This window comes from Streptomyces fuscichromogenes (genome assembly GCF_014645815.1).
GTDB lineage: Bacteria > Actinomycetota > Actinomycetes > Streptomycetales > Streptomycetaceae > Streptomyces > Streptomyces fuscichromogenes.
On record NZ_BMML01000018.1, the window covers coordinates 118,147 to 131,960 of the forward strand.

General features: G+C 73.4%; 12 protein-coding genes. 8 read left to right on the forward strand and 4 right to left on the reverse strand.

Translation table 11 applies throughout. From position 1 onward, the window contains the following. Window positions 1-82 precede the first annotated feature (82 nt). Window positions 83-1,387 carry an aminotransferase class I/II-fold pyridoxal phosphate-dependent enzyme gene (locus IEZ11_RS33015; RefSeq protein WP_189266624.1) on the forward strand — a complete coding sequence of 435 codons (1,305 nt, stop codon included), beginning with the start codon at window positions 83-85 and terminating at the stop codon, window positions 1,385-1,387. Then, the gene (locus tag IEZ11_RS33020) at window positions 1,384-2,496 is read left to right on the forward strand and encodes an MBL fold metallo-hydrolase (RefSeq protein ID WP_189266625.1); all 1,113 of its coding nucleotides are present in this window, start codon (window positions 1,384-1,386) and stop codon (window positions 2,494-2,496) included. The genes IEZ11_RS33015 and IEZ11_RS33020 overlap by 4 nt, the downstream gene beginning before the upstream one ends. A 95-nt stretch (window positions 2,497-2,591) precedes the next feature. Here IEZ11_RS33020 and IEZ11_RS33025 read toward each other — a convergent pair whose 3' ends face one another. Beyond that, window positions 2,592-3,218, reverse strand: a complete 627-nt coding sequence (locus IEZ11_RS33025; protein ID WP_189266703.1) for a DedA family protein — start codon at window positions 3,216-3,218, stop codon at window positions 2,592-2,594. A 14-nt stretch (window positions 3,219-3,232) separates the two neighbouring features. Next, window positions 3,233-4,006 (reverse strand): MBL fold metallo-hydrolase, encoded by a 774-nt coding sequence (locus IEZ11_RS33030; RefSeq protein WP_189266626.1) that lies wholly within the window; start codon window positions 4,004-4,006, stop codon window positions 3,233-3,235. 83 nt (window positions 4,007-4,089) lie between these two features. Between IEZ11_RS33030 and IEZ11_RS33035 the strand changes: the two genes are divergently transcribed. From IEZ11_RS33035 to dnaK, 6 genes are all read left to right on the forward strand, one after another. Next, entirely contained in the window at window positions 4,090-4,521 is a 432-nt protein-coding gene (locus tag IEZ11_RS33035) for a hypothetical protein (RefSeq protein WP_189266627.1), read from the forward strand. A gap of 200 nt (window positions 4,522-4,721) precedes the next feature. Continuing rightward, window positions 4,722-6,737, forward strand: a complete 2,016-nt coding sequence (locus tag IEZ11_RS33040; protein WP_189266704.1) for an alkaline phosphatase family protein — start codon at window positions 4,722-4,724, stop codon at window positions 6,735-6,737. Between the two features lie 158 nt (window positions 6,738-6,895). Next, the gene (locus tag IEZ11_RS33045; RefSeq protein WP_189266628.1) at window positions 6,896-7,957 is read left to right on the forward strand and encodes an ATP-binding protein; all 1,062 of its coding nucleotides are present in this window, start codon (window positions 6,896-6,898) and stop codon (window positions 7,955-7,957) included. After that, complete coding sequence (locus tag IEZ11_RS33050; RefSeq protein ID WP_189266629.1) at window positions 7,954-9,750, forward strand: vWA domain-containing protein; 1,797 nt, start codon at window positions 7,954-7,956, stop codon at window positions 9,748-9,750. Before IEZ11_RS33045 ends, IEZ11_RS33050 begins: the two co-directional genes overlap by 4 nt. A 71-nt stretch (window positions 9,751-9,821) precedes the next feature. After that, window positions 9,822-10,247: an OsmC family protein gene (locus IEZ11_RS33055; RefSeq protein ID WP_189266630.1), complete on the forward strand. Its 426-nt coding sequence runs from the start codon at window positions 9,822-9,824 to the stop codon at window positions 10,245-10,247. Window positions 10,248-10,387: 140 nt separating this feature from the next. After that, window positions 10,388-12,238: a molecular chaperone DnaK gene (dnaK, locus tag IEZ11_RS33060; protein WP_189266631.1), complete on the forward strand. Its 1,851-nt coding sequence runs from the start codon at window positions 10,388-10,390 to the stop codon at window positions 12,236-12,238. A 51-nt stretch (window positions 12,239-12,289) separates the two neighbouring features. Here dnaK and narJ read toward each other — a convergent pair whose 3' ends face one another. Continuing rightward, complete coding sequence (gene narJ / locus IEZ11_RS33065; protein ID WP_189266632.1) at window positions 12,290-12,790, reverse strand: nitrate reductase molybdenum cofactor assembly chaperone; 501 nt, start codon at window positions 12,788-12,790, stop codon at window positions 12,290-12,292. 192 nt (window positions 12,791-12,982) lie between these two features. Continuing rightward, window positions 12,983-13,798, reverse strand: a complete 816-nt coding sequence (locus tag IEZ11_RS33070; protein WP_189266633.1) for an SAM-dependent methyltransferase — start codon at window positions 13,796-13,798, stop codon at window positions 12,983-12,985. Window positions 13,799-13,814: the final 16 nt, after the last annotated feature.

The following is a 13,814-nucleotide window of genomic DNA, read 5'->3' on the forward strand; positions in this document are numbered from 1 at the left end:
GCACCGTACGCACGACCCGGCGACGGAGCACGGCCCGGACCGGACAGCACACGGCACCACGGACTGCGCGGAGGCGGACGACATGCGGCGGACGGATCCCGGGGGCCATGGACCGGTGAACGGCACCTCCGCGGAGGAGAGCGCACCGCCGTCGTCCGAAGGCCACGGGCCCGTCCGCTACGGGCCGCCCCTGCCCGACGACGGGCTGCCCGTCCTGCCCGAACTCGCCGCCGTACTGGCCGGCGCCGCGCGGCGGGGCGCGGAGGAGCCCGTCGGCGGCGGACCGGCGCTGCTGGACGCGGCCTGCGGCTACTGGGAACGCCGCGGTCTGCCCGCCCCGCCCGGCCGCGTGGCCGCGGGACCCGGTGCCCCCGCCCTGCTGCTGGCGCTCACCGCCGCGCTCGGCGGCGACGTCCTGGTGCCGCGTCCCTGCGCCGCCTGGTGGGCGCCGTACGCCAGACTCCTCGGCCGGCCCGTCTTCCACGTGGCCACCCCGGCCGAGTCCGGGGGCGCGCCCGACCCGTACGCGCTGCTGGAGACCGTGCGCCGGGTCCGGGACGAGGGCGGCGACCCCCGGCTGCTGGTGCTCTCCGTCGCCGACGACCCCACCGCCACCGTCGCCCCGCCCGAACTGCTGCACGAGACCGTGGAGGCCGCGACCGGCGCGGGACTGCACCTGGTCAGCGACGAGACCTGGCGTGACACCCTGCACGCGCCGGACGCCACCGTGCTGCTCAGCCCCGCCGAGATGCTCCCGGACCGGGTCACCGTCGTCGCCGACCTGGCCGGTGCCCTGCTGCCGGCCGGCTGGCCCGCCGCCGTCGCCCGGTTCCCGGCGGGCGCCACCGGCGGTGCCCTGCACGCGCGCGTGCTCGACATCCTCACCGCGCTGGGCGCCCGCCTCGCCGGGCCGGTCGCGGTCGCCGCCGGCCACGTGCTCGACGAGCCCGAGCCCGTCACTGCCCGCCGGGAGGCCGTCGTACGGCTGCACGCCCGGGTGGCCGCCGCCGCGCACGCCGCGGTCGTCGCCGGCGGCGCCCTGGCCCGGCCCCCGCAGGCCGGCCGTCACCTGTACGCCGACCTGGAACCGCTGCGCGCCGCGCTCGGCGCCCACGGGGTCGGCGACGCACAGGAGTTGGAGGACTTCCTGACCGCCCGGCTGGGCATGCCCGCGCCCGGCGGCCACCGCTTCGGCGACGATCTCGGCGCGCTGCGCGTCCGGTTCGCCACCGGGCCGCTGCTGGGCGGCACCGACGCGCAGCGCGTGGAATGCCTCACGTCCCCCGCGCCGTTGGAACTGCCACACGTGCAACGCGCGTTGATGTCCTTGAGGTCGGTACTCGACGATCTCCGCGACGACGCTCAGCGATGGGAGCCTCCTCGATGACGCAGCAGACGCAGGAGTCGGTGCCCACGACGACGCCTGCCCCCACGACGCCTGCCACGCCCACCGGAGAAGCCGGCACCTCCGCGGCTCCGACGGCCGGCGCGCCCCCGTTCCCGCCGCTCGCCGAACCCCGCCCGCTGGGCGAACTCCGGTTCTGGCCGCGGACCTTCCACGACCGTCTGACCGCTCCGCTGCCCGGCCTCAAGGCCATGGCCCGGTTCGCCCGCGAGGGCTCCGTGCGCCCCGGCCGCGAGGGCCTCGCCGATGTCCGCCGGCTGCCCTTCGAACCCGGCCCGCTGCCCCGCGCGGACGCCGACACCGTCTCCGTCACCTGGGCGGGGCACGCCAGTTGGATCGTCCGGATCGGTGGCCTGACCGTCCTCACCGACCCGGTCTGGTCCCGCCGTATCCTCGGCACCCCGGCCCGCGTCACCCCGGTGGGCGTCCCCTGGCAGACGCTGCCGCGTGTCGACGCGGTCGTCATCAGCCACAACCACTACGACCACCTGGACGCCCCCACCCTGCGCCGCCTGCCGCGCGACACCCCCGTGTTCGTACCGGCCGGGCTCGGCCGCTGGTTCCGGCGCCGCCGCTTCACCACCGTCACCGAGCTGGACTGGTGGGAGGCGGCCCGGCTGTCCGGGGTCCGCTTCGACTTCGTCCCCGCTCACCACTGGTCCAAGCGCACCCTCACCGACACCTGCCACAGCCTCTGGGGCGGCTGGGTCCTCACGGCGCCCGACGGCGGGCGCGTCTACTTCGCCGGCGACACGGGCTACGGCCACTGGTTCTCCCGCATCGGCCGCCGCTACCCCGGTATCGACCTGGCCCTGATGCCGATCGGCGCCTACGACCCCCGCTGGTGGCTCAGCGACGTCCACCTGGACCCGGAGGAGGCGGTCCGGGCGACCCAGGACCTGGGCGCGAGGCGGATGGCCCCCATGCACTGGGCGACCTTCATCCTCTCGGCGGAGCCGGTCCTGGAACCGCTGACGCGGGTACGGGCGGCCTGGGAGAAGGCGGAGTCGGCCCGGGAGGACCTGTGGGACCTGCCGATCGGAGGATCAAGGGTTCTGGAGTCGACCTCACTCAAAAGCGCCCTGAGCTAGAGCGCCCCTCAGAGGCGCTGGGGGTACCCCCGGCCGAAGGCTGGGGGAGGAACTGCGCGACCAGCCACGACGCACCCGCACCCCGCAACGCGCCCTCACGCGGCGGACCGAACCCGCCGCCACACACTCGGCGCCACACTGATCACCACCGTCAGCGCGACCGCCACCACAACCCCCTCCCACGGTTCCGGGAACAACGACCCGCCCAGAATCCCGATGACCTGATACGCCGCCGCCCACGCCAGACACGCCGCCACATTCCCCCGCGCGAACCGCCGCAGGGGCCACTCCGCCAGCAGACACGCCAGCATCACCGGTATCCGCCCGGCCGGCACCAGCCGTGACAGCACCAGCACGGCGACCCCGTGCTCGGCCAGCTTCCCCTGCGCCTGCGCCAGCTTCTCCTCCGGCGCCCGCGCCCGTATCGCCGCCAGCCACCGCGACCCGTTCCTCGACCGCAGCCCCCGCCGCCCCAGCCAGTACAGCGCCGCGTCCCCGAGGAAGGCCGCCAGCGACGCCGTCACGAACACCAGCGCCAGCGCGAACGGCGCCGTCTGATGGAACGCCACCACCGCCGCCGAACTCACCAGCGCCCCCGTCGGTACCACCGGCACCAACGCCCCGACCAGCACCAGCAGGAACAGCGTCGGATACCCGATCGCCTGCTGCGCGGACTCGGTCGAGGTGGACGTCGCCGCCGTGGAACCGGCGGCGGCCACCATGACCACCAGCAGTCTCACCGCGCGACCTCCAGCCGCACGCTCTCCCCGTGACCGAGCCGGTGCACCGCCACCTGCGGCGCGTATGCGGCGGCGAGGCGCACGAACTCCTCGCCCGGCGCGTGGAACTCGTGCGGCCGCACCGCGTCCATGCCGATCGGCCAGTACGTTCCGTAGTGCACCGGCACCGCGCTGCGCGGTGACAGCAGCGCCAGCGCCCGCGCCGCCCGGCCCGCGTCCAGATGCCCCTCGCCGAGGTGCGGTCCCCAGCCGCCGACCGGCAGCAGGGCCACGTCCACCGGCCCGACCGCCTCGGCCATCTCGTCGAACAGCCCGGTGTCCCCGGCGAAGTACGTCCGGGCCGCGCCCTCGACGACGTATCCGAGGGCGGGGGAGCGGTGCGGTCCGACCGGCAGCCGACGGCCGTCGTGCCGCGCGGGTACCGCCCGTACGACGAGGGGGCCGACGGGTACCTCGTCCCCGACGTCGACCTCGGTGATCCGCAGCTGACGGAGCCGGCGGAGCGCGGGCACCGCCCGTGGTGCGCCCCGGGGCACGAGCAGGCGCGTACCCGGGGCCAGGCTTGCGAGGGAGGGGACGTGCAGATGGTCGGCGTGCAGGTGGGAGACGAGCGCGAGGTCCGCGCGGCGGGCCTCGGCCGGCGGCGGGGTGCCCCGCCGCCGGCGCAGGTGCGCGAGCCGGCGCGCGAACAGGGGATCGGTGAGCAGTCGTACGCCCGAATCCTCGATCGTGCAGGTGGCGTGGCCCCACCAGGTGATCTCCACCGGCACCTCTTTGTCTCCTTCGCGCGACTCCCCGAAGCCTACGTGCAGGAGTAGGGTCGGCGGCGAAACCCGGAGGTGAGGGGGACGCCATGGGACAGGTGCGGGGTGCCTCCGGCGGGCTCGTGCCGGTGCGGGTGACCGCGATCGCGAGTCTGACGCCCCTGGAGGAGCTGGAGATCGACCCCTTCCTGGTCGACTCCCGCAGCCAGCACGCGATGTGCGCGCGCTGGGCCGTGGAACACGGGTACGTCATCGCCCGTGAACTCCTGGTCCGCGGTCTGCGGCCCGACCACAGCGCCCTGTGGGCGGGCGTCCGGCCCGGACTCGACGTCTTCGTGGCCCCGAGCAGACGGGTCCTGGAGAGCGCGCTGTCGTCGGTCGAGGGCTTCATGGCGGAGTGCGCGAGACGCGGGGTCCGGGTGGAGACGGTGGGCCGTGCGGAGCCCTGCTACGACGCCCGTATGAAGGCCATGGTCCACCGCCGCCTGTCGATGCCGACGGCGGGCTACGACGGCCGCTAGCACCCCGCCCCACCCGCATCGGATCCCGCACCGGATCCCGCACGGGTCGCCCGCACCGATCGCCGCTCACCCGCATCCGCCGCACAGCCGTGTGACAGTGTGGACGGCGGCAGACCCGCGGCCGGCGCGGGTCGCGGACGCGAGGTCGGTGGGGCGTGCGGTGGCGGCGGGTCGTCAGTCAGGTCGGGCGGAGCATCACCGTGTGGGCGGTGTCCACCGTCACCATGCTGGTTCTGGCCGGCCTCCTGCCCGACTTCCAGCTCCAGTCCGCCGACGGTGACAGCGCCACCCGGATCGCCATGACCGCCGCTCTCGGCGCGGGCGCCTTCGGTGTGCTCTCGGCCGTCGTCTGGCCCCTTCTGGTACGGCTCCTGCTGCTCGTGCCCGCCCTCGTCCTCGGCCTGCTCGTCTTCTTCCTCAACGGCTCGCTCCTCCTCGTCGCCCTCCGCATCAACCCCTCCGGACAGAGCGAGGCGGCGCCGGAGACCGCCGTGATCGTGGCCGCCGTGATGTCCGCCGTCGCCTCCGCCACCGGCGGTGCCCTCGCCGTCCGCGACGACGACGCCTACCGCCGCCGGCTCTCCCGGCTGGCCATCCGCCGCCGCAGATCCCGGCCGCCCTGCGCGGCCACCCCCGGCACCGTCTTCCTCCAGCTCGACGGCGTCGGCCACGACGTCCTCACCGCCGCCGTCGCCAAGGGCCTGATGCCGACGGTGGCCGGATGGCTGGACGCCACCCACCGGCTCACCCCCTGGCGCACCGACTGGTCCAGCCAGACCGGCGCCAGCCAGCTCGGCATCCTGCACGGCTCCAACTTCGACGTCCCCGCCTTCCGCTGGTACGAGAAGGAGCACCGGGAGGTGATGGTCTGCAACCGGCCGACCAGCGCCGCAGAGCTCCAGCGCCGGGCGATCGGGCGCACCGCCGACGGGGGACTGCTCACCCTGGACGGCGCCAGCCGCGGCAACCTCTTCAGCGGCGGCGCCGACGAACAGGCCCTCGTGCTGTCGATAGCGACCCGCCGCCGCGGCCGGGAGAACCGTTCCCGCGCCGGATACTTCGCGTACTTCGCCGACCCGGCCAACGCCGTCCGTACCGCGCTCTCCTTCTTCGCCGAGGTCGCCCGGGAGATCGGCCAGTCCACCGCCGCCCGGCTCCGCAGGCAGCGGCCGCGCGTCGGACGCGGCGGCCTCTACCCCTTCGTCCGTGCCTTCGCGACCGTCGTCGAACGCGATGTCGTCGTCGCCGCGGTCATGGGCGACCTGCTCGTCGGCCGCAGCGCCGTCTACGCCGACCTGGTCGCCTACGACGAGGTCGCCCACCACTCCGGCCCGCACAGCCGGGACGCCGAGAAGGTGCTGCAACGCCTGGACCGCGCCCTCGCACTGATCGAGAAGGCGGCCGAACACGCCCCCCGGCAGTACCGGATCGTCGTCCTGTCCGACCACGGCCAGAGCCCCGGCGAGACCTTCCGCACCCGCTACGGCCTCACCCTCGGCGACCTGGTCCGGGCCGGCTGCGGACTGCCCGTGCCGCGGCGGGCCGAGCACACCCACAGCGGTACGGAGGCGCGGGCCGCCGTCCGCGCGGCGCTGCGCAGGCCGGTCGAGGAGGGCGGCGAGAAGCACCGGCCGACCCGGCACTCGGAACCGGTCGTGCTCGCCTCCGGCAACCTCGGCCTGATCTCCTTCCCGGACGTGCCGCACCGGATGACCAAGGAGGAGCTGGACGCGCGTCATCCCGCGCTGCTGACGACGCTCGCCAACCATCCGGGCGTCGGCTTCCTGCTGGTGCGCAGCGAGGAGCACGGCGGGGTGGTGCTCGGCGCGTACGGCGCGGAGATCCCGCTCGGCCGGCTCGACGGCGCTGCGGGGCACGGCCCCGCGGGGCCGCTGGCCGTGTTCGGGGCGGGCGCCGCCGATGCCGTGCGGCGGACGCACTCCTTTCCGCACACCGCCGACATCATGGTGAACTCGTGGTACGACCCGGAGAGCGGCGAGGTTCTCGCGTTCGAGGAGCAGATCGGGTCGCACGGGGGGCTGGGGGGTGCGCAGGGGCGGCCGTTCCTGCTGTCGCCGGTCTGCGTCTCCGCTCCGGTGGGGACGGGGGAGGAGCTGGTGGGGGCCGAGGCGGTGCATCGGGTGCTGCGGCGGTGGCTCCGGGAGGCGGACGGGCCGCAGGTTCCCTTGTCAGCGGAGGGGGAGAGAGCCGCGTAGTTGTTTGGCCGCGGGGCGGTGGGGGCTGGTCGCGCAGTTCCCCGCGCCCCCAAAAGGGGCGCTCCGCGGACCGTGGATAAATCGGCTGCGTTCCGTTCGCTCCCGGCTCACACTGTTCGAGTCGTAAATCCCTCGAACACCCCCCTAGGAGCCGCCTCTTGCAGGCTGCCGTGTCCGTCACGCCCTCTCGTGTCCCCGAGCTTCTCCTCGGGCTGGCCACCGTGCGGCCCGTGTTCATCTGGGGCGCTCCCGGTATCGGGAAGTCCTCCCTGGTGCGGGAGTTCGCCGAGTCGCTCGGGCTGGAGTGCGTGAGCCTGCTGGGTACCCAGCTCGCGCCCGAGGACCTGATCGGCGTTCCGCAGATCCGGGACGGGCGGTCCGTCTTCTGCCCGCCCGAGTCGATCGCCCGGGACGAGCCCTACTGTCTCTTCCTCGACGAGCTGAACGCGGCCACCCCTGATGTGCAGAAGGCGTTCTACTCGCTGATCCTCGACCGGCGGATCGGGAACTACGAGCTGCCGAAGGGGTCGATCGTCATCGGCGCCGGCAACCGGGCCACCGACAACGCCCTCGCCCGGCCCATCGCCTCCGCGCTCGTCAACCGGCTGGCCCACGTCCACCTGGAGGCCTCCGCGCACGACTGGCTCGCCTGGGCCGCGGGCAACGGCATCCACCCGTGGATCCTGGACCACCTCACCGACCGGCCCGACCACCTGTGGTCGAAGCCGCCGAAGACCGAGGAGCCGTTCTCCACCCCGCGCTCCTGGCACATGCTCTCCGACGCCCTGCACTCCTTCGGGCGTGATCTGGACGAGGAGACGCTGAAGGTCCTGGCGCACGGCACGCTGACGCCCGCCCATGCCACCGCCTTCTGCGGGTACGTCAAGATCGTGCGCAGCCGGTTCGGGATCGAGGCGATCCTGAAGGGCGATGCCGGATGGCCGCCCCGGATCGAGGACCGCGACCTGCTGTACTACCTCGCCGAGTCGTTCCGGGGGCGGCTGGTCAGGGAACTGCCCGCCGACAAGGAGCACATGTCGGCGAACGGCCGGCAGACCGCGTACCGCGCCAAGTCGCTGCTGGTGCAGCTGGCCGAGATCTCCGTCGAGGTGGCCCAGACCGTCATCGCCTCCGACCCCGACGGCAACCCGGTCCTGCCCGCCTGGTTCCTGATCGAGGCCGCACGGGACATGCCCCGGCTGGTGGAGGCCCGGCGATGAGCCGAGCCGCCGCCCGCAAGAAGCAGGATCCCGCCGCCGAGAACTTCGCGGCCGGTGTCGAACTACTGCGTGCCAACCCCGCGCTGCGGGCGGTGGAGTTCACCATCTGCCGGCACGAGAAGTGCGAACTGGGGCCCCGGGAGGGGCTGGTGCGCGCGGACTCCGACGGCGTGCTGCACGCCCACTCCACCCGCCGCGCCGAACCCGCCGATTGGGCCTGGGCGTTGGCGCACTGCACCATCCATCTCGGGTTCGGCCACCTCCCGGCCGCCACCGGGCCGCGTACCCAGCCCGACCGCTACGACCTCGCCGCCCGCTGCACCGTCGTCAACCGCTTCCTGCAGACCTTCCCGGTCGGCGAGGCCCCCGACCACCTGCCCGCCTCCTACCCGGAGGGCGACGAGGAGCGGCTCGCCGCCGGCTGGCGCCGGACCGGCGGCATCCCGGCCGCGTACGAGCGGGGCGGGACGAACGGCGGTGCGCCCGACCAGCTCCTGCTCTCCTGGAGCAAGTGGGCCGGCCAGGTCCCCGACTGGCAGATCGGGTTCGCGTACGCGCTGACCCGCACCATGTCCCGGGCCATGGACCTGGCCGGCGGCCGCCGTACCTCCATGTCCGGGCCGCCCACCCCGCTGCGCCCCTGGGAGCAGGCACTGAGCTGGTTCGTCTCCTCCTACCCGCTGCTCGGCGGCATCGCGGCGGGTATCAGGCTGGTCGCCGACGCCGAACTGGCCCGCGCCCACGACATCGCGATCGCCGCCGTCAACCCCGAGGCCGGCGAGATCTACGTCAACCCGCTGCGCACCATGGACGACGAGGAGTGGCGGTTCGTCCTCGCCCACGAGATGCTGCACGCCGCCCTGCGCCACGGCGACCGCCTCGGCACCCGCGACCCCTACCTCTTCAACATCGCCTGCGACTACGTCGTCAACGGCTGGCTGGTCCAGATGCGCGTCGGCACCATGCCCGAAGGGCTGCTGTACGACCCGGAGTCGAAGGACCTGTCGGCGGAGGAGGTCTACGACCGGATCGCCGGGGACCTGCGGCGGACGCGCCGTCTGGCCACCCTGCGCGGCAAGGGGCGCGGTGACGTGCTGGGCGCGCCGCTCGGTCCGCCCGGCGCGTACGTCGACCTCGACGAGTTCTACCGGCGGGGACTGAGCCAGGGGCTCGACCTGCACCAGGCCCAGGACCGGGGCCTGCTGCCCGGCGGTCTGGTCGAGGAGATCCGCGCGCTCAGTCATCCGCCGCTGCCCTGGGACGCGCAACTCGCCCGCTGGTTCGACGAGTTCGTGCCGGGCCCGGAGGCCGTACGGTCCTACGCCCGCCCCTCGCGCCGGCAGTCGTCCACCCCGGACATCCCGCGTGCGGGCCGGTACTTCCCGCCCGAGGAGGTCGCCCGGTGCACCTTCGGCGTGGTCCTCGACACCTCCGGCTCCATGGACCGCACCCTGCTCGGCAAGGCCCTCGGCGCGATCGCCTCCTACGCCGAGGCCCGTGACGTACCGGCCGCGCGCGTCGTCTTCTGCGACGCGGCCCCGCACGACGCCGGTTATCTCCCCACCACCGAGATCGCGGGCCGGGTCCGGGTGCACGGCCGCGGCGGCACCGTCCTCCAGCCCGGCATCGACCTCCTCCAGCGCGCGGACGACTTCCCGCCGGGGGCCCCGGTCCTGGTGATCACCGACGGCTGGTGCGACGTCCTGCGGGTCCGCCGGGAGCACGCGTATCTGATCCCGGACGGCGCCCGCCTTCCCTTCAGCGCGAGGGGACCTGTCTTCCGGGTGCGCTGAGCCCGGATGTGATCGGATGGGGGCGAGCGAACCGGTTCATTCGCCTTCATCGCCGAAAGGAACAACCAACCGTGGCTACCACGCGCACCGCACACACCGTCTGGGAAGGCAGCCTGACCGAGGGCAACGGTGTCATCACCTTCGACTCCTCCGGCATCGGCGAGCAGCCCGTCACGTGGGCCTCGCGCTCCCAGGAGGCGAACGGCAGGACCAGCCCCGAGGAGCTGATCGCCGCCGCCCACTCCAGCTGCTTCTCCATGGCGCTGTCGCACGCCCTGACCGGGGCCGGCACCCCGCCCGCCAAGCTGGTCACCAACGCCGACGTCACCTTCCAGCCGGGTACGGGCATCACCGGCATCCACCTGACCGTCGAGGGCACGGTCCCCGGCCTGGACCAGGACGGCTTCGTCGCCGCCGCCGAGGACGCCAAGAAGAACTGCCCGGTCAGCCAGGCCCTGACCGGCACCACCATCACCCTGGACGCCAAGCTCGCCTGAGCGCCCGGCCCGCCGCGCTGCCGCGTCCCTCTTCCCGGAGGGGCGCGGCAGCGTCGTTCACGGGGCCCCGGCATTGACAACAGCCTGCTCAAGTTTTGTGCTGGAGTCGGGGAAGCGCCCCGGGCGGAGAGGGGACGGACATGGCACGTGCGGTCGGTATCGACCTCGGTACGACGAACTCGGTGGTGGCCCTGCTGGAGGGCGGTGAGCCCACCGTCGTCGCCAACGCCGAGGGCGCGCGCACCACCCCGTCGGTGGTGGCCTTCGCGAAGAACGGCGAGGTGCTGGTCGGCGAGGTCGCCAAGCGGCAGGCGGTGACCAACGTGGACCGCACCGCCCGCTCGGTCAAACGGCACATGGGCGACGCGGCCTGGCGGTTCCCGGAGAGCGGGAGCGTCGACGGCGCCCGGTTCCGGGCCCAGGAACTGTCGGCGCGGGTGCTCCAGAAGCTCAAGCGGGACGCCGAGGCCTATCTCGGCGAGGACGTCAGCGACGCGGTGATCACCGTGCCCGCGTACTTCGACGACGCCCAGCGGCAGGCCACCAAGGAGGCCGGGGAGATCGCCGGCCTGAAGGTGCTGCGGATCATCAACGAGCCGACCGCCGCCGCCCTCGCCTACGGCCTGGACCGGGGCGAGGAGCAGACGGTCCTCGTCTTCGACCTCGGGGGCGGCACCTTCGACGTGTCGCTCCTGGAGATCGGCGACGGGGTGATCGAGGTCAAGGCCACCAACGGCGACACCCTGCTGGGCGGCGACGACTGGGACCAGCGGATCGTCGAGCATCTCGTGCAGCGGTTCAAGGGGCACAACGGCATCGACCTGAGCGGCGACAAGATGGCCGTGCAGCGGCTGCGCGAGGGCGCCGAGAAGGCGAAGATCGAGCTGTCGTCCTCGACGGAGACATCGGTCAACCTGCCGTACATCACCGCCTCCGCGGCGGGGCCGCTGCACCTGGAGGAGAAGCTGACGCGAGCTCAGTTCCAGGAGCTCACCGCCGACTTGCTGGACCGCTGCAGGAAGCCCTTCCACCAGGCGGTCAAGGACGCGGGCGTGCGGCTGTCGGCGATCGACCACGTCATCCTGGTCGGCGGCTCGACCCGGATGCCCGCCGTCACCGACCTGGTCCGTGAACTCACCGGCAAGGACCCGCACAAGGGCGTCAACCCGGACGAGGTGGTCGCGGTCGGCGCCGCCCTCCAGGCCGGTGTCATCCGCGGTGACGTGAAGGACGTGCTGCTGCTCGACGTCACCCCGCTGTCCCTGGGCATCGAGACCAAGGGCGGCATCATGACCAAGCTCATCGAGCGCAACACCACGATCCCGACCCGGCGTTCGGAGATCTTCACGACCGCGGCCGACAACCAGCCCTCGGTGGGGATCCAGGTCTACCAGGGCGAGCGTGAGATCGCCGCGTACAACAAGAAGCTGGGCGTCTTCGACCTCACCGGTCTGCCGCCGGCCCCTCGCGGGGTGCCCCAGATCGAGGTCGCCTTCGACATCGACGCGAACGGGATCATGCACGTCTCCGCGAAGGACCTGGCGACCGGCCGCGAGCAGAAGATGACCGTGACCGGCGGCTCCGCCCTGCCCAAGAACGACATCGACCGCATGATGCGGGAGGCCGAGCAGTACGCGGAGGCGGACCGCGAACGCCGCGAGGCCGCGGAGACCCGCAACCAGGCCGAGCAACTCGTCTACCAGACCGAGAAGTTCGTCCGGGAGAACGAGGAGCGGATACCGGACGGCACGAGGGCCGACGTGGCTGCGGCGATCGACGGGCTCAAGGCGCTGCTGGAACGCGACGCCGGCACCGCCGAGCTACGGCAGGGGGTGGAGAAGCTGGCGAGCGTGAGCCAGCGGATGGGCCAGGCCATGTACGCGGCCGCCGCCGGCGGCGGTGCGGCCGAGGAACAGCGGGCGCCCGGGGCCGAGGAGGAGGGCGTGGTGGACGCCGAGATCGTCGACGAGGAGAGGGGCACGGGCGGATGAGGCACCGCCGGGTTCCGCCGGCGTGGCCGAGCGCCGGTGGCCTCGGCGTGGTCACCGGTGTGCGCTGGTCGGGGCGGTCGGCAGGGTGGCACAGACCGCGTCCAGGACCGACGCGTACGGAGTCCCCAGGTCGGTGAGGCGGCAGCGGAGCCGGGCCAGGCAGTCGCGGTGCTCGGTGAGCAGGTCGGTGTCGCCGGTGCGGGCCGTGAACTCCAGGACGGCGGGGAGGAAGTCCGGCAGCTCCGCACCGGTGAACTCCATGCCGTACGCCTTGTAGCTGTCCCGGAACCGGACCAGGGACATGCCCCGGCGGCGGGTGTCGCCGTCCCCGTCCCGCCACCGGCTGAGGTAGAGGCTGTGCCGGTTCTCGGAGTCGAAGACCCGCACGTAGTGCGCGGCCAGCTCCGGCGGTGGGGTCACCGTCGCATGGTCGGTGAACTCCCGCAGTTGCGGGGCGGCTTCGCGCAGCAGCGGCAACCGGGCGACGAAGTCGTCGTCCGGGTAGGTGAGACAGAGCGCCGCCGCCTGGTAGAACACCGCGTCCGAGGGCATCAGTCCTCCTTCGCCTCGTCGGGAGCGTCGGCGGTCGGGCCCCGGCCGGAGGAACCGGGCGGCGCTCGGCAGCGCCGCACCCGGCTCCCTCGGCGACGTCCGCGTGTCCGCCACGTCCGCTCCCTCGCTCAGCCTTTGCTTCGACGCTAGGGGCGGGCACGCAAACGCACCTGTTCAGGGCGTCCGGACGGGTCAGACCTTGCGGGCGACCCCGCCGTACACCGGCACGATGCCCTCCGCCTGGACGGCCACGTCCACCGGTTCCGGACGCCAGCCGGAGACCGGGATCACGCCGGGGCCGAGCAGCTCCAGGCCGTCGAAGAACCGGTAGAAGTCGGGCAGCGCACGCGGATGGAACGGGGTGCCGCTGCGCCGGAAGTTCGCGGCCGCCTGCTCCATCGCCGCCGGGCTGAGGTCCGGGGTGACCTGGGTCAGGATCAGATGGCTGCCCGGGGCGAGCGCCTCGACGTACCGGCGCAGCAGGCCGTACACGTCGTCGCCGTCCGGGTCGGCGTCGAGGTAGTGGGTCAGCGCCACCAGCGACAGCGAGACCGGCTCCTTGAAGTCCAGGGTCTCGGCGGCCCGTGCCAGCAGCGTGTCGACGTCCCGGACGTCGGCGTGCACATACGCGGTGGCGCCCTCGTCCGTGCCCCGCAGCAGCGCCTCCGCGTGCCGCAGCACGATCGGGTCGTTGTCCGCGTACACCACCTTCGAGTCCGCCGCCACGCCCTGCGCCACCTGGTGCAGGTTCGGCTCGGTCGGGATGCCCGTGCCGATGTCCAGGAACTGGCGGGTGCCGGACTCGGCGACCGTCCGCACGGCCCGCTGCATGAACCGGCGGTTGGCCCGCGCGCCGCGCAGCACGGTGCCGTCCACGGCGAGGATCCGCCGCGCCAGCTCCTCGTCCACCGGGTAGTTGTCCTTGCCGCCCAGCCACCAGTCGTACACCCGCGCCGGGTGCGGCCGGCTCGTGTCGATCGAGGTCGGGGCGGGTTCTGGTGCGGTCACTGTCTGTACTCCTCGG

Excerpts from the sequence above, each read along its gene's own strand:
- IEZ11_RS33035 (WP_189266627.1), top strand. The coding sequence starts at position 4,090 with ATGGGACAGGTGCGGGGTGCCTCCGGCGGGCTCGTGCCGGTGCGGGTG.
- IEZ11_RS33050 (WP_189266629.1), top strand. The coding sequence starts at position 7,954 with ATGAGCCGAGCCGCCGCCCGCAAGAAGCAGGATCCCGCCGCCGAGAAC.
- IEZ11_RS33015 (WP_189266624.1), top strand. The coding sequence starts at position 83 with ATGCGGCGGACGGATCCCGGGGGCCATGGACCGGTGAACGGCACCTCC.
- dnaK (WP_189266631.1), top strand. The coding sequence starts at position 10,388 with ATGGCACGTGCGGTCGGTATCGACCTCGGTACGACGAACTCGGTGGTG.
- narJ (WP_189266632.1), bottom strand. The coding sequence starts at position 12,790 with ATGCCCTCGGACGCGGTGTTCTACCAGGCGGCGGCGCTCTGTCTCACC.
- IEZ11_RS33020 (WP_189266625.1), top strand. The coding sequence starts at position 1,384 with ATGACGCAGCAGACGCAGGAGTCGGTGCCCACGACGACGCCTGCCCCC.
- IEZ11_RS33025 (WP_189266703.1), bottom strand. The coding sequence starts at position 3,218 with ATGGTGGCCGCCGCCGGTTCCACGGCGGCGACGTCCACCTCGACCGAG.